The sequence below is a fragment of the Brevundimonas sp. GW821-FHT12E07 genome, from assembly GCF_058807035.1.
This window is the reverse complement of the sequence record NZ_JBXAQH010000004.1, coordinates 104,983-125,098: the sequence shown is the minus strand read 5'-3', so window position 1 is coordinate 125,098 and position 20,116 is coordinate 104,983. Positions and strand designations below refer to the sequence as shown.

The 20,116-nt window shown below is 68.5% G+C and carries 21 protein-coding genes; 11 read left to right on the top strand and 10 right to left on the bottom strand.

Going from position 1 to position 20,116, the window contains the following annotated elements:
- Positions 1-4: 4 nt before the first annotated feature.
- Together dksA and AC1ROD_RS15545 are read right to left on the bottom strand one after the other, a co-directional pair.
- Positions 5-421 (bottom strand): RNA polymerase-binding protein DksA, encoded by a 417-nt coding sequence (gene dksA, locus AC1ROD_RS15550; RefSeq protein WP_492949177.1) that lies wholly within the window; start codon positions 419-421, stop codon positions 5-7.
- 201 nt (positions 422-622) lie between these two features.
- A complete protein-coding gene (locus AC1ROD_RS15545) occupies positions 623-1,060 on the bottom strand; it encodes a flagellar assembly protein FliX (protein WP_492949176.1) in 438 nt (145 codons plus the stop codon).
- A 180-nt stretch (positions 1,061-1,240) separates the two neighbouring features.
- Between AC1ROD_RS15545 and AC1ROD_RS15540 the strand changes: the two genes are divergently transcribed.
- The 4 genes from AC1ROD_RS15540 to AC1ROD_RS15525 all read left to right on the top strand — a co-directional run bounded on the left by AC1ROD_RS15540 (position 1,241) and on the right by AC1ROD_RS15525 (position 4,811).
- Positions 1,241-2,356: a flagellar basal body P-ring protein FlgI gene (locus AC1ROD_RS15540; RefSeq protein WP_492949175.1), complete on the top strand. Its 1,116-nt coding sequence runs from the start codon at positions 1,241-1,243 to the stop codon at positions 2,354-2,356.
- A gap of 2 nt (positions 2,357-2,358) precedes the next feature.
- Positions 2,359-2,706 (top strand): rod-binding protein, encoded by a 348-nt coding sequence (locus tag AC1ROD_RS15535; RefSeq protein ID WP_492949174.1) that lies wholly within the window; start codon positions 2,359-2,361, stop codon positions 2,704-2,706.
- Entirely contained in the window at positions 2,703-3,140 is a 438-nt protein-coding gene (locus AC1ROD_RS15530) for a flagellar basal-body protein FlbY (RefSeq protein WP_492949173.1), read from the top strand. The genes AC1ROD_RS15535 and AC1ROD_RS15530 overlap by 4 nt, the downstream gene beginning before the upstream one ends.
- Before the next feature lie 87 nt (positions 3,141-3,227).
- Complete coding sequence (locus AC1ROD_RS15525) at positions 3,228-4,811, top strand: EAL domain-containing protein (protein WP_492949172.1); 1,584 nt, start codon at positions 3,228-3,230, stop codon at positions 4,809-4,811.
- 281 nt (positions 4,812-5,092) lie between these two features.
- Here AC1ROD_RS15525 and AC1ROD_RS15520 read toward each other — a convergent pair whose 3' ends face one another.
- Positions 5,093-6,613, bottom strand: coding sequence for an ABC-F family ATP-binding cassette domain-containing protein (locus AC1ROD_RS15520; protein ID WP_492949453.1), 1,521 nt, complete (start codon positions 6,611-6,613; stop codon positions 5,093-5,095).
- Positions 6,614-6,644: 31 nt separating this feature from the next.
- A complete protein-coding gene (locus AC1ROD_RS15515; protein ID WP_492949460.1) occupies positions 6,645-6,773 on the bottom strand; it encodes a hypothetical protein in 129 nt (42 codons plus the stop codon).
- 127 nt (positions 6,774-6,900) lie between these two features.
- On the opposite strand from AC1ROD_RS15515, the gene AC1ROD_RS15510 reads away from it, so the two are divergent.
- Entirely contained in the window at positions 6,901-7,350 is a 450-nt protein-coding gene (locus AC1ROD_RS15510; RefSeq protein ID WP_492949171.1) for a hypothetical protein, read from the top strand.
- On the opposite strand, the gene AC1ROD_RS15505 is transcribed toward AC1ROD_RS15510, so the two are convergent.
- The 4 genes from AC1ROD_RS15505 to AC1ROD_RS15490 form a co-directional block, all read right to left on the bottom strand.
- Entirely contained in the window at positions 7,351-7,881 is a 531-nt protein-coding gene (locus AC1ROD_RS15505) for a hypothetical protein (RefSeq protein ID WP_492949170.1), read from the bottom strand. It abuts the gene before it with no gap.
- A 68-nt stretch (positions 7,882-7,949) separates the two neighbouring features.
- Positions 7,950-8,540: a hypothetical protein gene (locus AC1ROD_RS15500; protein ID WP_492949169.1), complete on the bottom strand. Its 591-nt coding sequence runs from the start codon at positions 8,538-8,540 to the stop codon at positions 7,950-7,952.
- A 90-nt stretch (positions 8,541-8,630) separates the two neighbouring features.
- Entirely contained in the window at positions 8,631-8,912 is a 282-nt protein-coding gene (locus tag AC1ROD_RS15495; protein ID WP_492949168.1) for a type II toxin-antitoxin system RelE/ParE family toxin, read from the bottom strand.
- Entirely contained in the window at positions 8,909-9,151 is a 243-nt protein-coding gene (locus tag AC1ROD_RS15490) for a hypothetical protein (protein WP_492949167.1), read from the bottom strand. The genes AC1ROD_RS15495 and AC1ROD_RS15490 overlap by 4 nt, the downstream gene beginning before the upstream one ends.
- A gap of 130 nt (positions 9,152-9,281) precedes the next feature.
- Here AC1ROD_RS15490 and uvrA point away from each other — a divergent pair, with 130 nt between their 5' ends.
- From uvrA to AC1ROD_RS15470, 4 genes are all read left to right on the top strand, one after another.
- Positions 9,282-12,218 carry an excinuclease ABC subunit UvrA gene (gene uvrA / locus AC1ROD_RS15485; RefSeq protein WP_492949166.1) on the top strand — a complete coding sequence of 979 codons (2,937 nt, stop codon included), beginning with the start codon at positions 9,282-9,284 and terminating at the stop codon, positions 12,216-12,218.
- A gap of 130 nt (positions 12,219-12,348) precedes the next feature.
- On the top strand, positions 12,349-12,810 hold the full coding sequence (locus AC1ROD_RS15480) for a hypothetical protein (protein WP_492949165.1): 462 nt from the start codon (positions 12,349-12,351) through the stop codon (positions 12,808-12,810).
- A 53-nt stretch (positions 12,811-12,863) separates the two neighbouring features.
- Positions 12,864-13,322 (top strand): hypothetical protein, encoded by a 459-nt coding sequence (locus AC1ROD_RS15475; protein WP_492949164.1) that lies wholly within the window; start codon positions 12,864-12,866, stop codon positions 13,320-13,322.
- 17 nt (positions 13,323-13,339) lie between these two features.
- Positions 13,340-13,840 (top strand): hypothetical protein, encoded by a 501-nt coding sequence (locus tag AC1ROD_RS15470; protein WP_492949163.1) that lies wholly within the window; start codon positions 13,340-13,342, stop codon positions 13,838-13,840.
- A gap of 3 nt (positions 13,841-13,843) precedes the next feature.
- Here the strand turns inward: AC1ROD_RS15470 and AC1ROD_RS15465 are convergent, their stop codons facing one another.
- Positions 13,844-14,011, bottom strand: a complete 168-nt coding sequence (locus tag AC1ROD_RS15465; RefSeq protein ID WP_492949162.1) for a hypothetical protein — start codon at positions 14,009-14,011, stop codon at positions 13,844-13,846.
- Positions 14,012-14,195: 184 nt separating this feature from the next.
- Between AC1ROD_RS15465 and AC1ROD_RS15460 the strand changes: the two genes are divergently transcribed.
- Positions 14,196-17,657: a trifunctional glycoside hydrolase family 18/polysaccharide deacetylase/glycosyltransferase family 2 protein gene (locus tag AC1ROD_RS15460; protein ID WP_492949161.1), complete on the top strand. Its 3,462-nt coding sequence runs from the start codon at positions 14,196-14,198 to the stop codon at positions 17,655-17,657.
- 109 nt (positions 17,658-17,766) lie between these two features.
- The gene (locus tag AC1ROD_RS15455) at positions 17,767-19,377 is read left to right on the top strand and encodes a pectate lyase (protein WP_492949160.1); all 1,611 of its coding nucleotides are present in this window, start codon (positions 17,767-17,769) and stop codon (positions 19,375-19,377) included.
- A gap of 4 nt (positions 19,378-19,381) precedes the next feature.
- Here the strand turns inward: AC1ROD_RS15455 and AC1ROD_RS15450 are convergent, their stop codons facing one another.
- The gene (locus AC1ROD_RS15450; RefSeq protein WP_492949159.1) at positions 19,382-20,041 is read right to left on the bottom strand and encodes a hypothetical protein; all 660 of its coding nucleotides are present in this window, start codon (positions 20,039-20,041) and stop codon (positions 19,382-19,384) included.
- Positions 20,042-20,116 lie beyond the last annotated feature (75 nt).

Below are 20,116 nucleotides of genomic sequence, written 5' to 3'. Positions count from 1 at the left end.
GCGATCAGTCGTCGCGGTGGACGCGTTCGCGGCGTTCGTGACGTTCCTGGGCCTCGACCGACAGGGTCGCCGTCGGGCGGGCTTCCAGTCGGCCCAGGCCGATCGGTTCGCCGGTGTCCTCGCAATAGCCGTACGAGCCGTCCTCGATCCGACGCAGGGCGTCTTCGATCTTGGAGATCAGCTTGCGCTGGCGATCGCGGGTCCGAAGCTCCAGCGCCCGGTCGGATTCGGACGACGCCCGATCCACCAGATCCGGATGGTTCTCGGTCTCGGCCTTCAGATTGATGACCGTGCCCTTGGACTCGCGCAGGATGTCATCCCGCCACGCCATCAGCTTGTGTTTGAAATAGGCCAGCTGCCGTTCATTCATGAACGGTTCGTCGTCTGAGGGCCGGTACGCGACCGGCTCTGCTGCAGTCATGGACGCAACTGCGTTCATCGCACTCACGCTCTTCAACTAAAACGCCCCCCTGTGGCGCAACCTGCCTTTAGGCGTCGGCGAGAGTCGGAGCAACGCGGTTCGCGCGTCCGTGATCAGGGAAAACCCGCTCGACGTGAGCAGCGTGACATTTTGTCATCACACTGCTCAGCGGACAGGGGAAAAGTTCAAGGATTCGGTGGTTTATGGTGCGCTGCGGCGAACTTCGGCCTTGGCCAGCTCAACCGCCGCGCGCAGATCGATCTGATCCAGCAGACCCCTGAGACCATCGTTTTGCGCCTCAGGTGCATCCTCGGGCCGCTCTTCGCGCAGGGAGCGGCTCAGGCGCTCCAGGGCTTCGGTGTCGTTTTCGCCGCCCAACATCGCCATTTTGAGTTCGTCGAGCCGGTCCAGCAGGCCGCGTCCGCGCCGAATCGAGCGGCGGCGGCGTTCGGTGGCGCTCTCCACGCCTTGCAGCGCCATGAGGGCCGAGAGCCCCGCCACACCGCTCGCGCTGGAGGCCGAGGCCGTCGCCGCGGCGGGCGCAGAGCCCCCCGTCTGGCCAAGGCTGAAGCCGCCCGCGGCCTTCGTCGGACGCGCGCTGGAGGCAGATGTCGGACCTGAGGGGCCGGTGACCTTCATGGACAAACGCTCCGGGACATGGCTGATCCTCGCCGGATCACGGTGACTGTTTGGTTAACGGGCGGGCAGAATCTGCCGCCCTGAACGGCAAGCTTCAGCTTTCCATCGTTGAAAATATTGAACTTTCAATTCGGCATGATCCTCGCATTCCGTTTCGGGTCACAGTCAGGATTACCCTCGATGTCGAAACGTCTTGCCGCCCTCTTCGCTCCCGTCCTGATCGGACTGGCCGCGCTGACGGGCGCGACCGCCGCCGACGCCCAGTCGCGGATCAAGGACATCGCCTCCATCGAGGGCGTCCGTTCCAACCAGCTGGTGGGCTACGGCCTCGTCGTCGGCCTGAACGGCACGGGCGACAGCCTTCGCAACTGCCCCTTCACCCGCCAGTCGCTGGAAGGGATGACCGAGCGTCTCGGCGTCAACATCCGCGGCGCCAACGCCAACTCCAAGAACATGGCCGCCATCATGGTGACGGCCGAGCTGCCGCCCTTCTCCACCCCCGGCTCGCGCATCGACGTGGCCGTCTCCAGCATGTGCGACGCCAAGAGCCTGCTGGGTGGCACCCTGCTGGTCACCAGCCTCCAGGGCGCGGACGGCGAGGTCTATGCGGTGGCGCAAGGGTCGGTTCAGACGGGTTCGGTCTCGGGCGGCGGCGCCTCGGGCTCCTCGGTGACGCGCGGCGTCCCGACCGCCGGTCGCATCGCCTCGGGCGCCACGGTCGAGCGCGAGACCGGCTTCAACCTCGATTCGATGCCCGAGGTTCGGCTGACCCTGCGCAATCCGGACTTCACCACGGCCCAGCGCATCGCTGCCGCCATCAACCAGTCCTTCCCCCAGTCGGCCCTGGCCGAGAACGGCTCGGTCGTCGCCCTCCGCGCCCCGGCCCAGCTGGGCATGGCGGGCTTCATCAGCCGGGTCGAGAACATCCCGGTCGCCGTCGACGCCCCGGCCAAGGTCATCATCGACGAGGTCAACGGCGTCATCGTCATGGGCGAGGCGGTCCGCATCTCCACCGTCGCGATCGCGCAAGGCAATCTGACCATCTCGGTGCAGGAGAACCCCCAGGTCAGCCAGCCGGCGCCCTTCAGCCAGGGCCAGACCGCCGTCGTCCCCTCCTCCACCGTCAATGTGGAAGAGGAGCTCGGCCGCGAGATGCGCATCATCAACGGCTCGACCTCACTCTCGACCCTGGTCAACGGCCTGAATGCTTTGGGCGTCTCGCCGCGCGACATGATCTCCATCCTCCAGGCCATCAAATCGGCCGGCGCCCTCCAGGCCGAAATCGAGGTGATGTGAGCATGAGCGACCTGTCCCCCACCTCCTCCCTCGTCTCGGCTCCCGCCGGCTTCCTGACCCCGGCTCCGACCGCGCCCGCCGCCGGAACCGGCTCCACCATCAGCGACGCCCGCCGGGCCCAGATCAAGAAGACCGCCCAGGACTTCGAGGCCTCCTTCCTGTCGGAAATGCTCAAGCCCATGTTCGAGGGCCTGTCGACCGACGGCCCCTTCGGCGGCGGCGAGGCCGAGGGCACCTGGCGCAGCTTCATGATCGACGCCATGGCCAAACAGACGGTCAAGGCCGGCGGCATCGGCCTGTCGAACGTCGTCATGTCCGAAATGATCAAGATGCAGGAGGCCCGGCAATGACCGACGCCCACACCGCCACCGCTGCCGCCCGGCACCTGACCGAACTGACCGAGACCCTGACGAAGCGGCTGGAGACCGAGACCCGGGCCTTCTCGGAGCGCCGCCCGCAGGACGTCGTCGAAAGCCTGCCCGTGACCCAGGAACTGGCCAACCAGTATCGCCGCGAGTCGGCCCAGGTGAAGGCCAACCCGACCATCCTCGCCGCCGCCCCGTCCAGTGAGCGGATGCGGCTGGTCAAGGCGACCGAGCGCTTCAACACGATCCTCGCCAAACATTCGGTCGCGGTCGAGGCCGCCCGCATCATCTCCGAGGGCCTCGTCCAGACCATCGCCGGAGAGGTCGCCGCCTCGCGCGCCATGGGCACCGGCTACGGCGCCTCGGGCCGCGCCACCTCCGGCGACGGCCGCGCCATCACCCTGAACCGCAGCGCCTGATCAAGACGCTCAAAGACCAGCGATTTTCGATCCATTAACCCTGCCAATGCGGCGAAGCTTTAAGGCCTCGTCGGCTAGGGTCGAGGCATGGAAATCCGCAAACGCCTTCTGGGATTCGCCTTCGCCTCGGCCGACCTGCTGGTCGAGCTGATGCCGGACGGCCGCGTCGGCATGGTCCTGGGCGTCGGCCCGGCGGCCGGCATCGGCCCCGAAGTCTTTCAGAACCAGCCCCTGGCCGACCGCCTGGCGCCCGGCGGCGGCAAGCTTCTGACCAAGGCCCTGACGGCCCTGCAGCCCGGCGCCCGCACCAGTGCGGTGCCCCTGCTGATGACCTGTGGCGAGGGCAAGGTCCGCCGCGCCACCCTGCGCGCCTTCATGCTGCCTGAGCTGGCGCCGGCCATCTCCTGTTCGATCAGCTACGACGGTCCGGTCTTCTCGACCGTTCCGGACGAATGCCCGCCGATCCTCGACGCCACCGGCTTCCTGGACAGCGCGCGCGGTGTCCTGAACGACCCCGACGCCGGTCCCTCCTCCATTTCCTTCATCGACATCGGCGGCCTGACCGCCATCGGCGCGGACATCGAGCGCGCCACCGCCCGGGTCGAGGCCACCCTGCAGTCCGCCTCCATCGACGGCGCCTCGGCGGCCCGCCTGACCCCGGAACGCTATGCCCTGCTGCGCGACAAGGACGACAAGCGCGATCTGATCGGCGAGGTCCAGGAGGTGGTCCGCAACGAGGGCCTGAACCTGTCGATCTCCGGCACGAACACGCCCATGCCGAATTGCCCGCCTGTCAACGCCCTGCGCGCCCTGCGCTTCACCGTCGAAGGCTGTCTGGCCGAGGGCGGGCTGGACAATCCCGACGCGGCCTTCAACACCGCCATGGCCCGCACCATGCAGGAGGCCGAGGGCTTCCGGAACGTGGTCAAGGCGCGGACCTTCAATCTGCACTACCAGCCCATCGTCGATCTGAAGACCGGCGCCGTGCACCATTTCGAGGCCCTGTCGCGCTTCAGCGGCGACATCAGCCCGGCCAACACCATCCGCATGGCCGAGGAGCTGGCCCTGATCGAGGGCTTCGACCTCGCCGTCGCCGAAAAGGCCCTGCAGCGGCTGCGCAAGCCGGGATCGGGTCTGCTCAAGATCGCCATCAACGTTTCGGGCGCCTCGCTGGCCACCGACGCCTATGTCGAGGCCCTGCTCAAGATGACGGCCGCCGCGCCGGACGAGCGTCGCCGTCTGATCGTCGAGATCACCGAGTCCGCCGCCCTGGCCGATGTCGCCGCCGCCAACCGCCGTCTCGGCGCCCTGCGCGACGCGGGGATCAAGCTGTGCATCGACGACTTCGGCGCCGGCGCCGCCTCGCTCGAATACATCCACGGCCTGTCGGTCGACACGGTCAAGATCGACGGCAAATTCATCCAGGGGATGGCCAGCGACCTCAAGACGCGCACCGTCGTCGCCCATCTGGTGGAGCTGTGCGGTTCGTTGAACCTGACCACCATCGCCGAGTTCGTCGAGACCGAAGCCACGGCCGACATGTTGCGTGGTCTGGGCGTCGACTACGCCCAGGGCTGGCTCTACGGCAAGGCCGAGGCCGAGCCGCGCACCATCCTGCAAACCACCTCGGCACCCGTCCGCCGCAAGGGCGCCGTCGCCAGCTGGGGCTGACCGACCTCGCAGAGGCCGGCGCACGAACCCTCGCGTCATCAAGGCCGTGAGCGCTTCCGGACGCATTCGGCCCAGCATCATCCGTAGCGGGTGTAGACTGCCCGCTCTGGTCTTTGACATCGCCGCACCGAAAGAACGGGCCTGCACGCCGTTGCACGCGAGCGCAAAGCCCGCCTGAAGATTCCAGATCAAGGAAATCGAGATAAATCAAATCAGTATGATAAACATCTGAGGTATAACATTCTTTTTTGCACTCGGGTGCAAAACTTTTTTCCGGCTCCCTAACGGGCCGCGAGATGCACCGTCTCCTCCACCCCGATCGCCTCCAGGAAGGCCGGGTCGTGGCTGACGACCAGCAGGGCGCCGTCCCAGGCCGCGAGCGCCGCCTCCACCGCCGTGACCGCGTCGAGGTCCAGATGGTTGGTCGGCTCGTCGAGAATCAACAGTTGACTGGGCTGCTCGCCACCCATCACACAGGCCAGCCCCGCCCTCAGCCGTTCCCCGCCCGACAGGGTCCCGACCACGCGGTCGCCCGCCGTGTTGCGGAACAGGAACCGCGCCAGGGCCGCCCGCGCGACATTCGGCGTCGCCCCGGGGTTGAGCCTCAGGAAGGCCTCGACCACCGTCTCGTCGGGCCGCAGCAGACTGGTCTCCTGATCCAGCAGGGCCGCGCGGACCGGCCGCTCGACCGTCCCCACTGTCGGCTTGAGCAGGCCCGCCGCCAGCTTCAGCAGGGTGGTCTTGCCCGCCCCGTTCGGCCCGGTGATCGCCACCCGGCGCGGCCCGATCAGGCTCAAATCCACCGGCCCGACGATGCGTCCTCCGTCCGGCGTGTCCCACGTCGCCCCGGTCATCGCCAGCACCGTCCGGCCCGCCGCCAGTCCGGTCGGCGGCAGGGGGATGGACAGCTCACGCACTCGCTCGACCCGCGCCCGGGCTTCGTCCCGGGCCGTCTCCGCCGCCTCGGCCCGGCGTTCGGCCAACTGCCCTTCACGCGCCCCGGAGACCTCGGCCCGCTCGGCCATCATGCCCAGAACGATCTTCGGCGCCGAGCCGCTGGCGGCATAGGCTCGCCCCGCCCGGTCGCGTCGCGCCTTCTTCTCCGCCGCCTTCTGCCCCTCGCGCGCGGCCCGGTCGACGTCGCGCTCGGCCGAGGCCAGGTCCCGCGCCGCCGCCGCCCGCTCCGCTGCCTTCCGCTCGGCGTAGAGGTCGTAGTTCCCGCCGTAGACGGCCGCGCCGAGGCTCGAAAGCTCCACGATCCTGTCCATGCGGCGCAGCAGATCGCGGTCGTGGCTGACGACCACCGCCCCGCCCTTCCAGCGCCCCAGCACCTCGGCGACGATCCTGCGGGCGTCCGCATCCAGATGGTTGGTCGGCTCGTCGAGCAGCAGCAGGTCCGGCCGGGCGATCAGCAGCCCCGCCAGCCTCAGCCGCGTCAGCTCCCCGCCGCTCACGCCCGCCGACAGCCGATCCAGCGCCAACCCGGTCAGACCCACATCGGCCAGGGCGTCCTCGATCCGCTCGCTCAAGGTCCAGTCGGCCTCGGCCAGATCCGCTTCGGTCCCCTTTCCCGCCAGAACCCGCTCCAGCACGGCCACGCCTTCGCCGACGCCCAGCGTCTCCGCCACGCGCTCCTCCGGCCCCGGCTCATGTCGCTGGTCCAACATCCCGACCGTACCGGCGCGCGCCAGCGTCCCGCCGGACGGCGGCTGCTCGCCGGCGAGGATGCGCAACAGGGTGGACTTGCCCACGCCGTTGCGGCCCACCAGACCGGTGCGCTCACGCCCGAAGGTGAGGCTCAGATTGTCGAAGAGACGGCGGCCGTCAGGCGTATCAGCGCTGATGCGGTCCGCGGTTGCGAACCCGGACGGGCACGCGCTTGGGCTTGGGGAGGTTCGAGACATAGACCGCGATCATGGCGACGAGGGAAAGGGCGGTGCCGATTTCCAAAGCGATGATCATGACGGTCGGGCCTCCTGAACGAACTCAGACAGGAAGGATGGCGCGTCCCGGGCCTTTGCGCAAGTGCGGCGCCCGGCTGGCGGCGAACACGGCTCTGTGACAGGCTGGGCCGTAAGGAGACTTCGCCATGCGCCTGATGACCCTCACCGCCTGCCTCGCCGTCGGTCTGACCACGAGCGGCTGCATCACGATCGGCGGCGAAGACGATGCGCCCGCAGGCCCGCCGACGGTGATCCGCACGCCGGGCGAGCCGGCCCCGCCCCAGGCGAAACTGTACGCCGACTGCCTCGCCGCCTCGGCCGCCGCCGGGACCTATGAGAAGGAGCCGGGCGTCGATCTGTTGCGCCTGACCTGCACGGGCGCCCCGGCCCGGGCCTTCTACGACGGCCTGGCGGCTTGGGCCTCGACCGGCGGCGGCTCGGAGGTCGTCGCCGAGGGCCGCACCTGGCGCTACACCCAGAAGATCGAGCGCAACCCCTACGGCCTGGACGACTGCTCCACCGACGGCGCCGGCGACTACCGCTGCACCATCACCCTGAACGTCGGGACCTTCCTGTCGGCGACCGCGCCGACCTGATCAGGCGGCGTGGCCTTGGGCCGCGGGACGCGGTTCGGGCTCGACGGGGATGATCACCGGCTCGCCCTCCTTGCCGGGGGCTCCCTCGGACGGCTTGGCGACGGGAGCGACCGTATCGCCCTTGAGGCTCACATTGAGGTTGAACCTCAGCACCTTCCAGGCCTCGTCCTGCTTCTTGAAGATGACGTCCATGGTCAAGGTCCGGTCCGGATACTCATAGACACGGCTCACCTCATAGGTCGAACCGGCTGTGCCGCTGTTGGCGCGCCAGCCGTTGGTCGTCCCGGCGGGCACGGGCCCCTCGGGCACCAGGGTCTTGAGGAAAGGCAGTTGGGCGCGAACCTGGGCGGGCGAGTTCTCCTTCGACATCTTGCCCATGATGACGTCGGCCCGCTCGGCGCCGATATCGGCCAGCAGGGCGTCGGTCTCGGCGTCCCGCTCGGGGTTGCCCTTCATGGCCGTGGCCACGCCACAGGCTGAAAGCGCCATGGCGGCGCAGACGGCGACGGCCGCCGATCGGAACATGGACATGCTGCATTCCCCCTTGAGGCTCCAGCTTGGCAGAAGCCTCGCCGCTCGCCAATCGGCCGCGCACGCCCTCAGCGTCGCCAGGCTCCACGCGGGGGCCGACCGGCCGCCACATCGGCCGCGTCCGACGACCGCCCGCGCGCCCGTTCGGTCATGCAGGACAGGGCCTCGGCCAGGAAGGCCTGTTCCTGTTCCGGCGAGGCGAAGAACCGTCGCGGCACGAACAGCCCCGTCCCGTCGCAGACGAAGGTCCAGTAGGCCTCGATCAGCATCAGCTCGGACACCGAGCCCCAGGCGCCGAAGTAGCTCTGGCGTTCGCCCTTCAGGGTCAGGCCCTCGGGCGACAGGATGGCGCGAAACGCGTTCTCACGCGGCGTCCCACCCGCATCCAGCACGCGGTTGTAGGTCGCGGCCGACAGAGTCTGGCACAGGCGCAGGCCGATCATCCAGCCGATCAGGCCGCCGGCCAGCAGGGAGAAGCCGAAGTTCTCGCCGGCCCACACCGCGCCCGCCAGCCGGAAGGCCACAATCGGGATGGCGATCCCGACCACCGGTCCCAGCCAGGGCAGCAGGCCGCAGAACCGGCAGCCGCCCATCCGGTGATACATGATCCTGCCGTATCGCGCGGTCTCCAGCCGCACGAAGGCCCCACTGACTTCCAAGCCGACTCTCCCCCTCGTTCGCGCAACCCTAGGCGGCGGAATGGCCGGGCGGCAATGCGCTCCGCTCTCCCGCGGATACGTGTGGGGCGGTCAGCGATCTTCGCGGGTGTGGAAGATGCGGAGGATGACCACGGCGTCTTCATACGGTCGGTAGCGGATGGCATATCCGGCCTGCCCGAACCGCAAGACATAGACCCGGGTCCCCCGTGGCGCCGGCGCGCCGCTCAGCGGGAAGTCCGCCAGATGGTCGAAGGCCTTGTCCAGAACCTCGATCATTCGGAGCGCCGCCGCCGGGCTATGGATCGCGATGAACCGGGCCAGTCGCCTCTGATCCGCCAGCGACGCCGGCGTGAACGAGACGGACAGACTCACTTGCGCTGGAACTCCGCCACGGCCTCGCGCAGCCCGGCCATCCACTCGTCTTTCGAGATCGACACCCCGGTCCGCTCATATTCGTCCAGCCGTCTGAAATCCTCGGCCCAGTCGTCGTCTGCAACCTGATCCAGAACCTGCAACGCCAGTTGCTCGACCGACAAACCCGAGCGGTCAGCGACAGCCTCCAGCCGCTTCGCCAGGTCAGCGCTCAAATGAATATCGACACCGTCGGCCATGCCGGACGATACCCCGGCTTGTCAGGAGCCGCAATGTTCCCATATTGTTCTTGCTGAAACCCCCGGATCAGTCCCCATATACTCCCGTTGCACCGGACCTTGTCCGGCCCTCCCGCGTTTCCCCGGACACATGACCGAAAAGCACAACTTCATCCGCGTGCGTGGCGCCCGCGAGCACAATCTCAAGGGCGTGGATGTCGACATCCCGCGCGAGAAGCTGGTCGTGATGACCGGCCTGTCGGGGTCGGGCAAATCCTCGCTCGCCTTCGACACCATCTATGCCGAGGGCCAGCGCCGCTATGTCGAGAGCCTCAGCGCCTACGCCCGCCAGTTCCTGGAGCTGATGGGCAAGCCGGACGTCGACCTGATCGAGGGCCTGTCGCCGGCGATTTCCATCGAACAGAAGACGACGTCCAAGAACCCGCGCTCGACCGTCGGCACGGTGACCGAGATTCACGACTATATGCGTCTGCTCTGGGCGCGCGTCGGCGTGCCCTATTCGCCCGCCACCGGCCTGCCGATCGAGAGCCAGACCGTCTCCCAGATGGTCGACAAGCTGACGGCCCTGCCGGACGGCGAGCGCCTGCTGCTGCTGGCCCCGGTCGTTCGCGGCCGCAAGGGCGAGTACAGGAAGGAGATCGCCGAGTGGCAACGCTCGGGCTACCAGCGGCTCAAGATCGACGGCCAGTTCTACGCCATCGAGGACGCGCCGACCCTCGACAAGAAGTTCAAGCACGACATCGACATCGTCGTGGACCGGATCGTCACCAAGGCAGGCCTCGAGGGCCGCTACGCTGACTCGATCCAGACCGCGCTCGGCCTCGCCGACGGCATCGCCGTGGCGGAATGGGCCAATGCGGAGGAAGGCCAGGAGCCCCGTCGCATCACCTTCTCCGAGAAGTTCGCCTGCCCCGTCTCGGGCTTCACGATCAGTGAGATCGAGCCCCGGCTGTTCTCGTTCAACAACCCGTTCGGCGCCTGTCCGGTCTGCGACGGCCTGGGCGTCAAACTGGCCTTCGACGCCGATCTGGTGATCCCGGACCGCGACAAGACCCTCCACGCCGGCGCCGTCGCCCCCTGGTCGCGCGGCCCCTCGCCCCTTTACACCCAGACCCTGCAGGCCCTGGCGCTCCACTACGGCTTCTCGATGGACAAGCCCTGGCGCGAACTGCCGGCCAAGGCGCAAGGCGTCATCCTGAACGGCTCGGGCGGCGACAAGATCAAGTTCGTCTATGACGACAACGCCCGGAAGTATGAGACGGTGAAGACCTTTGAGGGGGTCCTGCCCAACCTCGAACGCCGCTGGCGCGAGACCGACAGCGCCTGGGTCCGCGAGGAGCTGGGCCGGTTCCAGTCCGAGACGCCCTGCGACGCCTGCCACGGCAAACGCCTCAAGCCCGAGGCCCTGGCGGTCAAGATCGACGGCTCCGACATCGCCGACATCTCCACCCTGTCGATCAAAAAGGCCTTTGACTGGGTCCAGGCCCTGCCGGAGGCCCTGACCGAAAAGCAGATGGAGATCGGCCGTCGCATCCTGAAGGAGATCGGCGACCGGCTGCGGTTCCTGAACAACGTCGGCCTCGACTATCTGTCGCTCTCGCGCTCCTCGGGCACCCTGTCGGGCGGCGAGAGCCAGCGTATCCGTCTGGCCAGCCAGATCGGCTCGGGCCTGACCGGCGTCCTCTACGTCCTCGACGAGCCGTCCATCGGCCTGCACCAGCGCGACAACACCCGACTGCTGGAAAGCCTCATGGGTCTGCGCGACCTCGGCAACTCGGTCCTCGTCGTCGAGCATGACGAGGAGGCGATCATGACGGCCGACTATGTCATCGACATGGGTCCGGCCGCCGGGGTCCACGGCGGCGAGATCTGCGCCGAGGGGACGCCCGCCGAGGTCATGGCCAATCCCAAGTCCCTGACCGGCAAATACCTGACCGGCGAACGCGAGATCGAACTGCCGCCCGAGGGCCGCCGTCCGGTCAACCGCAAGAAGATGCTCAGGATCTCGGGCGCGACCGGCAACAACCTCAAGGCCGTGACCGGCGAGATCCCCGTCGGCCTGTTCACCTGCGTGACCGGGGTGTCGGGCGGCGGCAAGTCGACCTTCACCATCGAGACCCTCTACAAGGCCGCCGCGCGTCGCCTGCATCAGGCCTCGGACGCCCCCGCCCCCCATGACCGCATCGAGGGGCTGGAGAATTTCGACAAGGTCATCGACATCGACCAGTCGCCGATCGGCCGCACCCCGCGCTCGAACCCGGCGACCTACACCGGCGCCTTCGGCCCCATCCGCGACTGGTACGCCGGCCTGCCGGAGTCCAAGGCGCGCGGCTACGGTCCCGGCCGGTTCAGCTTCAACGTCAAGGGCGGCCGCTGCGAGGCCTGTCAGGGCGACGGCCTGATCAAGATCGAGATGCACTTCCTGCCCGACGTCTACGTCACCTGCGACGTCTGCAAGGGCAAGCGCTACAACCGCGAGACGCTGGAAATCGTCTTCAAGGGCAAGAGCATATCCGACGTTCTGGACATGACGGTTGAAGAGGCCGGCCAGTTCTTCAAGGCCGTGCCGCCGATCCGCGACAAGATGCTGACACTCAGCCGCGTCGGTCTGGACTACGTCAAGGTCGGCCAGTCGGCGACGACCCTCTCGGGCGGTGAGGCCCAGCGGGTCAAGCTGTCCAAGGAGCTGTCGAAGCGGGCCACCGGCAAGACCCTCTACATCCTCGACGAGCCGACCACCGGCCTGCATTTCGAGGACACGAGGAAGCTGCTGGAGGTGCTGCAGGAGCTGGTCGACAACGGTAACACCATCGTGGTCATCGAGCACAATCTGGATGTCATCAAGGTCGCCGACTACCTGCTCGACTTCGGTCCCGAAGGCGGCGACGGCGGCGGCGAGATCGTCGCGGTCGGCACGCCCGAGGAAGTCGCCCGCAACGAGCGCAGCTGGACCGGCAAGTATCTCAAGGAGGTCCTCGACCGCCACGAGACCCGCCGCAAGGCCCGCGTCGCCGCCCTGACGGCGGAGGCCACGGCCAAGCCCGCCAAGGTCCGCAAGACCGCCTGACATTCAACCGACCGGGTTCGCCGAACACGCGTTAAATTCATCACAGGACGAACAATCGTTAACGCCTGTGAAGCTCGACCGTGAACCGCCGCGTAGCTCTCGCGTTGGTCCTGCGAATGCGAGTTTGATGATGTTCAAGGTCCTTGTCCCTGCTGTCGCCGCCCTCGGTCTGGTCGCCTTTGCGGCCAAGACCCAGGACTGGTCGTCCGAAGCCGAACCCGCCGCGGCGGCCGCCATGGCCCAGCCGATCATGGGCTGGCACCTCAGCTATGAGGGTCCGATGGCCAAGCTGGCCTATGGGGTCGAGAACTCCGACCAGCTGGCCATGATGGTCACCTGCGCGCCCGGCGACCGTTCGGCGGCGATCTATGGCGACGTCCTGCCCGCCTCCCCCCGTCTGGCCCAGGCGTCGCTGGGGTCGATGGAGGACGAGGCGCGCCTGCCACTCTCCGACCCGGCTCTGCAGAGCCTGGCCCGCAACGGCGTCATGCCCGTCGTCGGCGAGGCCGGTCCGGCGCGCATCCACGCCAGCGACGCGGAACGCCGTGTCGTCTCGGGCTTTCTGTCCTATTGCGATCAGGCCCGGGCCTGATCATCTGCAAGCCTGACCATTCCAGGGATCACGACATCAGCGGGGGCTGAGCCATGACCACCACCCTGACCGCCCTGACAGCGGCGATGCATCTGGCGTTCGCCCTGCTGTCCGGCTCGACGGCACAGGCCGCCGCCTGGACCTGGACTCTCTATGAGGGCGAAGGGCCCGTAGTGCTGGCCAACGAGGTGCCGGACACGCCGCAACTGAAGGCCACGCTGGAATGCACACCGGGATCCGGCGTCGCCCGGGTCTCGGTCTATGGCGGGCCTCTGACCGCCGGCATCGCCACCGTCACCTCCGGAGGCGGGTCCGGACAGGCCCAGACCGAGGCCCAGGCCGGGCGCGGCGGAAAGCTGAGCCTGGCCCTGCGCACCGACCACCCGGTCTTCGGCCAGTTCGTGGCCTCCGGCGACCTGTCCGTCGCGGTCGGCGACCAGCATCAGGACGTCGACATCGAAGCCGCCCACCTTGCCAAGCTGCGCCGCTTCGCGGACCTTTGCAGCGGATGAGCCTCAAGGATCGCCGCGTGAACCCTGCCCGAGTCGTACTGATCGCCAGCCTCGCTGCCCTGGCCGCCGCCTGTTCGACCACGCGCGAGGGTGCGCCGGTTTCGGGCGCCTCCAGCGGATCGCCCCGGCCGGTGGCGGGGATGGACTGGTTCTATCATCCGGACGCGGGCGAGGCCTCGCTGCTGTATGGCGTCGATGAGAGCGACGACCTGCGCCTCGGCCTCGCCTGCCAGAAGGGCGCGGGTCGGCTCGAGATCACCACCAGCGCGGCGCACGGGGTGCGCGAGATCCACCTGGAGTCGGGCGGCGAGACCGAGCGCTTCCACGCCGAAGGCGAGCCCGCCGTGGTGACCGACGGCGACTTCCTGACCGCCGAGGCCGCGACCTCAGCCCCGGTGTTCCAGCGCTTCCGCCGCGTCGGCTGGCTGGCCCAGTGGCAGGGTTCTCACCGCGAGACCTATGTCCCGCACCCGGCCTCCGCCCCGGACATCGAGCGCTTCTTCACCTTCTGCGGCTGACGCCTACTGGCCTTCCAGACCGCGCCGCTTCTCCTCGGGCGTCTCATCGGGCTCCCCGTCGGCGTCCGCATCGGTGAAGCGGGTCGGGCCGATCCGCCCGGGATTGAAGGCCATGCTGAACAGGACCCCAACCAGGATCAGAATGCCCAGTCCGACGATGAAGGTCTGCATGAGGGCTCTCCGACGCTACCCCTGACCAACGCCGCCCACCCGCAAGGGTTGCCGAACAGCGCTCTCACCAAAGACATGTGGCCCCGGGACCTTGGCCGTAGGAATGTCCGGGTTCGGGCGCCGTTCTGACAAGGATCGGGATCACAGCGCCAGACGCGACTTCCCGCACCGATCGCCGATATCCATGACCGACGCCCCCGACGCCTCGCCCTCCCCTCACGGTCACGGCCATGGCGGCGGTGGGGGCGGCAAGCCGATCTTCCTCGACGCCACGGGGCGGCGCGCGCGGCGGCTGCGCTGGGCGGCCATCGTGGTGGCGGCGGTCGCGGCCGTCGTCCTCGCCAGCTTCGTCGCCAGTCTGGTGATCCTGCCGCGCCTGACCCATCTGGCGGTCTCGAGTCCCGCCTACTCCGGCCATGTGAAGCACGGCGGCCGCCACGCCGGGACCGCCCTTCTGCACCGGATCGCCCTCGACGACCGCCGGAACCGGGCGAAGCCGGTGGCCGCCGCCGGGACCATCGCCGGCGCTTGGTTCGCGCCCTGGGAGGACGGGGCGCTGGACAGCTTCCGCCATCACGCCGCCGACCTGACCCATGTTTACCCGACCTGGCTGGAGCTGAGCCCTGACGGCTCGGGCGTGCTGACGAAGGACTACGACCCCGCCAGGAACCCGACCACCGCCCCTCTGGTTCAGGCGGCGCGGGCCAATGGGGTGCGCATCGTCCCCGTCGTCGGCAACGCCACCGAGGGCCTGTTCGATCCGCACCGCATCGACCGGATGCTGGACGGCCCCAACGCCGAGTCGGTGCTCAACCAACTGGTCGGCTTTGTGGATCAGCACGACTTCGCCGGCCTCCAGATCGACTTTGAACAGCTGACGCCCGAGCAGATCCGCCGCGTCACCCCCTGGCTGAACCGGCTGCACGCCCGCCTGCAGGGCCAGGACAAGGAGCTGTCGATCGCGCTCGAGGTCAGCCTGTCCGACGCCGACATCCGGACCCTGGCCTCGGCCGTCGATTACGCGGCGGTCATGGCCTATGACGAGCACGGCGAGACCAGCGTCCCCGGCCCCATCTCCTCGGCCGGCTTCGTCAACCGGTCGCTGGACCGCTTCACCCGGCTGGTCCCGGCCGGCAAGCTGATCCTCGGCGTCGGGGTCTATGGCTACGACTGGAAGGTCGGGACCGAGGCGGCCGATTCGATCACCAACACCGCCGCCCTGACCACCGCACAAGGCTATCGCCCCGAAGACGCCCCGGGCGACGTCATCGACTTCGACCCTGTCGCCCTGCAGCCGACCTTCAGCTACCGCGACGATCAGGGCCGGATGCACGAGGTCTGGTTCCAGGACGCGGCCTCGGTGGCCAACGCCATGACCATGGCGCACGGACGCGGCCTGCGCGGCGCCTCCCTGTGGGCGCTGGGTGAAGAGGATCCGACCAGCTGGAAGGTGTTCGGCAAGCACGCGGTCCCGGCCCCGCAGGCCGATACGGCTATGCGGACCGTCACCCTGGCCCAGGCCATCGCCTTCACCGGCGAGGGCGAGCTGCTGACCGTCACCCATGAGCCCCGGGCCGGACAGCGGACGCTGGAGCGCGATCCCTCGAGCGGGCTGATCACCGACGAGAGCTGGAGCGCCTGGCCCTCGGCCTGGACCATCCGCCGTCGCGGCGCCCCCGACCACGTCCTGGCCCTGACCTTCGATGACGGTCCCGATCCGGAGTGGACGCCGAAGATCCTCGACATCCTCAAGGCCAAGGGGGCCAAGGCCACCTTCTTCATGATCGGCGACGAGGCCGTGGGCCATCCCGATCTGGTCCGCCGCGTCCAGGCCGAGGGCCATGAGATCGGCAATCACTCCTTCACCCACCCCAACATGGCTCATGTCGGGGACGAGCGGGTGGAGCTGGAGCTGACCGCTGCGGACCGGGCGCTGGAGAGCCTGACCGGCCGCCAGATCACCCTGTTCCGCCCGCCCTACAACGCCGACTCCGAGCCCGACTCCTACGGCGAGATCGCGCCGATCGCCGTGGCCTCGCGCCTCGGCTATTCGACCGCGGGCGAGTCGATCGACCCCAACGACTGGGACCTGACCCGGGCCAATGCAGGCGGCGGGACGCACCGGTTGACGCCGCAGGAGATCGTCGCCTCGGTCCTGTCGCAGGCCGACAAGGGCCACGCCATCCTGCTGCACGACGCCGGGGGCGACCGGTCGGCGACCGTGGCCGCCCTGCCCGCTATCATCGATGGGCTGCGGGCGCGCGGCTACACGCTGACCACCATCGGCGGTCTGGTCGGCCAGACGCCGGACCAGACCATGCCCGCCCTGCCGAAGGACGAGCAGTCGCTGATCGCGGCGGATCAGGCGGCCTTCGGCTTCACCCACCTGCTGGGCGTCATCCTGTTCTGGGGCTTCAGCCTGGCCATCGGCCTCGGCCTGTGCCGGATCGTGCTGATGCTGGGGCTGGCATCGGGCAAGAGGGCGCGGCCCCTGCCCTCGCCCGAGGGTGCGCCCCTGCCGAAGCTCGACGTCATGGTCGCGGCCTATAACGAGGTCGAGGTCATCAACCGCACCATCGACAGTCTGCTGACCAGCCGCGACGTCGACGTTCGGGTGCTGGTCATCGACGACGGCTCGACCGACGGCACCTTCGACGCGGTCAAGGCGGCCTTCGGTCAGGATCCGCGCGTCCTGCTGCGGCGCAAGCCCAACGGCGGCAAGGCCTCGGCCCTGAACGTGGCCCTCGCCGAGGCGACGGCGCCCATCGTGGTAGGGGTCGACGCCGACACCCAGCTGTCGCCCGACGCGCTGGCGAAGCTGGCCGCCTGGTTCGCCGACCCCCGCGTCGGCGCCGTCGCCGGCAACGTCAAGGTCGGCAACCGCCGCAACATCGTCACCCGCTGGCAGGCGCTGGAGTATATCACCAGCCAGAACGTGGACCGCCGCGCCCTGGCCCGTCTGAACGCCGTCACGGTCGTGCCCGGCGCCATCGGCGGCTGGCGGACCGAGGTGCTGCGCGCCGTGGGCGGCTATCGCTCCGACACCCTGGCCGAGGACATGGACCTGACCTGGCGGGTGCGCGAGGCCGGCTGGGTCATCGCCAACGAGCCCGAGGCCCTGGCCTTCACCGAGGCGCCGGACACTCTCCGCGGCCTGCTCAAGCAGCGCTTCCGCTGGAGCTTCGGCACGCTCCAGTGCCTGTGGAAGCACCGCCGGTCGGTCGGCAAGCACGGCTGGTTCGGCGGCCTCGCCCTGCCTAGCCTTTGGCTGTTCCAGATCGCGGGCCAGGTGCTGGCGCCCCTGATCGACCTGCAGCTGCTGATCGCCCTGGTGATCCGCCTGCTGTCGTGGTGGGCCGCCTCGCAGCACGCCGACATCAGCGCCAGCCCGGACACCACCCTGTGGCTGACCCTGACCGTCTATGCCGCCTTCACCGTGCTGGAGCTGGCGGCAAGCTGGATCGCCTATGGCTTCGATCGGGAGAACCGGCGCGACCTGTGGCTGCTGCCGACCCAGCGTCTGGTCTATCGCCAGATCATGTACGTGGTCGTCTGGCGGGCGCTGGAACGGGCCCTGACCGGCCTCGGCCAGGCCTGGGGCAAGCTGCGGCGGACCGGGGACGTGGTGCTGGAGCCTGGGAAATGACACCGCTGGACATCTTGTCGGGCGGGCTGAATTAGTCATACAAATCCTCCCAAGAGATCGGCCCCGGGACGACGCTCCGTCCAACCCGCGGCGTCCCGGAGGAAGACCCATGCTGACCCGTCGTCGGTGGCTGCTGAGCGCGGCCGCCCTGCCCGTCGCCGCCAATCTCGTTCCCACTCTCGCCTTCGCCGAGGGCGCCACCCCTGAGACGGTGAAGGCAGCCATGAGCCGCGCCACCGCCTTCATGACCGACAAGGTCGCGGTCCACGGCGGCTATGTCTGGTCCTATCTGGCTGACGGCTCGCGCCGCTGGGGCGAGATGGAGGCGTATCCGACCATGATCTGGACCCAGGCCCCGGGCACGCCGGAGATGGGCCAGATCTTCCTCGACGCCTACCACGCGACGGGCGACGAGCAGTATTACCGGGCCGCCGAAGCGGCCGCCGACGCCCTGATCGCGGGCCAGCATCCGGCCGGCGGCTGGAACTACATCATCGACTTCGCCGGCGAGGACTCGCTGAAGCGCTGGTACGAGACCATCGGCAAGAACGGGTGGCGGCTTGAAGAATTCCAGCACTACTACGGCAACGCCACCTTCGACGACCACGCCACGGTCGAGTGCGGCCGCTTCCTGCTGCGCCTGCATATGGAGAAGGGCGATCCGAAGTACCGAGCCGCTGTCGACCGGGCGGTCGGCTTCGTCCTGGACAGCCAGTATCCGAACGGCGGCTGGCCGCAGCGCTATCCGCGGATGGGCCAGTTCTCGAACCACGGCCGGCCCGACTACACCGGCTACATCACCCTGAACGACGAGGTGGCGGAGGAGAACATCAGCTTCCTGCTGGTGGTTCTGCAGCAGCTCAAGGACGAGCGGGTGCGCGCGCCCCTGATCAAGGCGATGGAGCTGATCATCGCCCTGCAGCAGCCGCAGCCGACGCCAGGCTGGGCCATGCAGTATACGCCGGACCTCAAGCCCGCCACGGCGCGGACCTATGAGCCCGCCTCGATCACCCCGCACGGCACTGCGGCGGCGGTGGATCAGCTGCTCGACTACTACCGGCTGACCGGAGAGCGGAAGTATCTGGCCCGGGTTCCGGAGGCCATCGACTGGATCGCCAGCGTGGAGCTGCCGCCCGAGAAGCGCGCCGCCGACGGCCGCAACTTCCATCGAAACTACGAACCGGGCACGGGCCGTCTGATCGGCACGCACCGGCGCGGCTCCAACGCCCAGAACGGCGAATACTGGTCGGACTTCGACACCGAACACACCCAGCCCGAGAAGCACATCAACGTCGCGGCCCTGCGCCAGCGCTATGAGCGGGTGGCGGCGATGACGCCCGAACAGGCGACGCGGGATTCGGCCTTGCTGGGACGCGGCCCGTCGCTGCTGCCGCGCTATATGCTCACCCACGACGTCGGCGGCTCGGATCTGAACGTCACCGAGACGCGGCAGGCGGCGGACGACGCCACCCTGCTGGTCGGAGAGCTGAACGCCGAGGGCTACTGGCCGCTGGAGCTGCGCACCACCAGCCATCCGTATCAGGGCGACGGCCCGGCCAGCCCGCCGCCGGGCTTCGTCGACCGCGGCCAGGTCGGCGACGACTGGGACACCTCCCCCTTCACCGAGCCCTCGGGCCCGATGGGCATCTCGACCGGGACCTACATCAACAACATGAGCCGGCTGATCCGCTATCTGGAGACGCACAGGACGGCGGGCTGAGCCGTCAGAACAGGGCGACCACCAGCGCGACCACCAGCAGGATCGCGGTCGCCCTGAAGACGGCCCACAGGGCGATGGCGGCGGCCTTCAGATAGGAGGTCGACAGCTTGTGCCGGAACCAGATGGTCTGGATGACCATGAACCAGGCGGCCCCGGCCAGGGTCGCGATCACGCCGAGCAGGTTGGGGATGTCCGGCCGCTGCAGGATGATGCCGCCGAAGGAAGTGAAGGCCACGCACGGCGCCGCCAGATAGCACTGGGCGTAGAAGGGCGCGCGCAGGCTCTCGCGGCTGAGCTTCTTGCCCTGGCGATGCAGCAGGCTGGCCGCCGAAATCAGTGGGATCAGGCTGAACATCAGGGACCGGAAAAGGATGAGGTTCTGCGCCGAGGCGGTGATGGTCCGCGTCACGTTCGACGTCGCTTCAAGCTCGGGCACATGGGCAGCGACGGCGATCAGATTCCACAGGACGATGGTCGCCAGCAGCACCAGAGGCGGGCTGAGCGTATCGTCATAGCGCCGCTCCTCGGCCTCGGCCTGCTCCCGGTCGGAATAGTCCATGGTGGCCAGCGGTCGCCGGATGATCCGCCACATGGTCAGCGGATAGAAGAGCAGCCAGCTGGCGGCCTCGAAGATGAACTCTTCGAAGCTCCGCAGGATTTTCATGAAGTCCATTCGGGCCTCGCCGTTCCTGTGCAGCCTCAGGTTGGCGAACGTCGGTCGCCTGTTCAACCCGTAACC

Excerpts from the sequence above, each read along its gene's own strand:
- uvrA (WP_492949166.1), top strand. The coding sequence starts at position 9,282 with ATGACCGAAAAGCACAACTTCATCCGCGTGCGTGGCGCCCGCGAGCAC.
- AC1ROD_RS15460 (WP_492949161.1), top strand. The coding sequence starts at position 14,196 with ATGACCGACGCCCCCGACGCCTCGCCCTCCCCTCACGGTCACGGCCAT.
- AC1ROD_RS15525 (WP_492949172.1), top strand. The coding sequence starts at position 3,228 with ATGGAAATCCGCAAACGCCTTCTGGGATTCGCCTTCGCCTCGGCCGAC.
- dksA (WP_492949177.1), bottom strand. The coding sequence starts at position 421 with ATGACTGCAGCAGAGCCGGTCGCGTACCGGCCCTCAGACGACGAACCG.
- AC1ROD_RS15545 (WP_492949176.1), bottom strand. The coding sequence starts at position 1,060 with ATGAAGGTCACCGGCCCCTCAGGTCCGACATCTGCCTCCAGCGCGCGT.
- AC1ROD_RS15510 (WP_492949171.1), top strand. The coding sequence starts at position 6,901 with ATGCGCCTGATGACCCTCACCGCCTGCCTCGCCGTCGGTCTGACCACG.
- AC1ROD_RS15455 (WP_492949160.1), top strand. The coding sequence starts at position 17,767 with ATGCTGACCCGTCGTCGGTGGCTGCTGAGCGCGGCCGCCCTGCCCGTC.
- AC1ROD_RS15480 (WP_492949165.1), top strand. The coding sequence starts at position 12,349 with ATGTTCAAGGTCCTTGTCCCTGCTGTCGCCGCCCTCGGTCTGGTCGCC.
- AC1ROD_RS15535 (WP_492949174.1), top strand. The coding sequence starts at position 2,359 with ATGAGCGACCTGTCCCCCACCTCCTCCCTCGTCTCGGCTCCCGCCGGC.
- AC1ROD_RS15465 (WP_492949162.1), bottom strand. The coding sequence starts at position 14,011 with ATGCAGACCTTCATCGTCGGACTGGGCATTCTGATCCTGGTTGGGGTC.
- AC1ROD_RS15450 (WP_492949159.1), bottom strand. The coding sequence starts at position 20,041 with ATGAAAATCCTGCGGAGCTTCGAAGAGTTCATCTTCGAGGCCGCCAGC.
- AC1ROD_RS15515 (WP_492949460.1), bottom strand. The coding sequence starts at position 6,773 with ATGATCATCGCTTTGGAAATCGGCACCGCCCTTTCCCTCGTCGCCATG.
- AC1ROD_RS15540 (WP_492949175.1), top strand. The coding sequence starts at position 1,241 with ATGTCGAAACGTCTTGCCGCCCTCTTCGCTCCCGTCCTGATCGGACTG.
- AC1ROD_RS15505 (WP_492949170.1), bottom strand. The coding sequence starts at position 7,881 with ATGTCCATGTTCCGATCGGCGGCCGTCGCCGTCTGCGCCGCCATGGCG.
- AC1ROD_RS15490 (WP_492949167.1), bottom strand. The coding sequence starts at position 9,151 with ATGGCCGACGGTGTCGATATTCATTTGAGCGCTGACCTGGCGAAGCGG.
- AC1ROD_RS15530 (WP_492949173.1), top strand. The coding sequence starts at position 2,703 with ATGACCGACGCCCACACCGCCACCGCTGCCGCCCGGCACCTGACCGAA.
- AC1ROD_RS15475 (WP_492949164.1), top strand. The coding sequence starts at position 12,864 with ATGACCACCACCCTGACCGCCCTGACAGCGGCGATGCATCTGGCGTTC.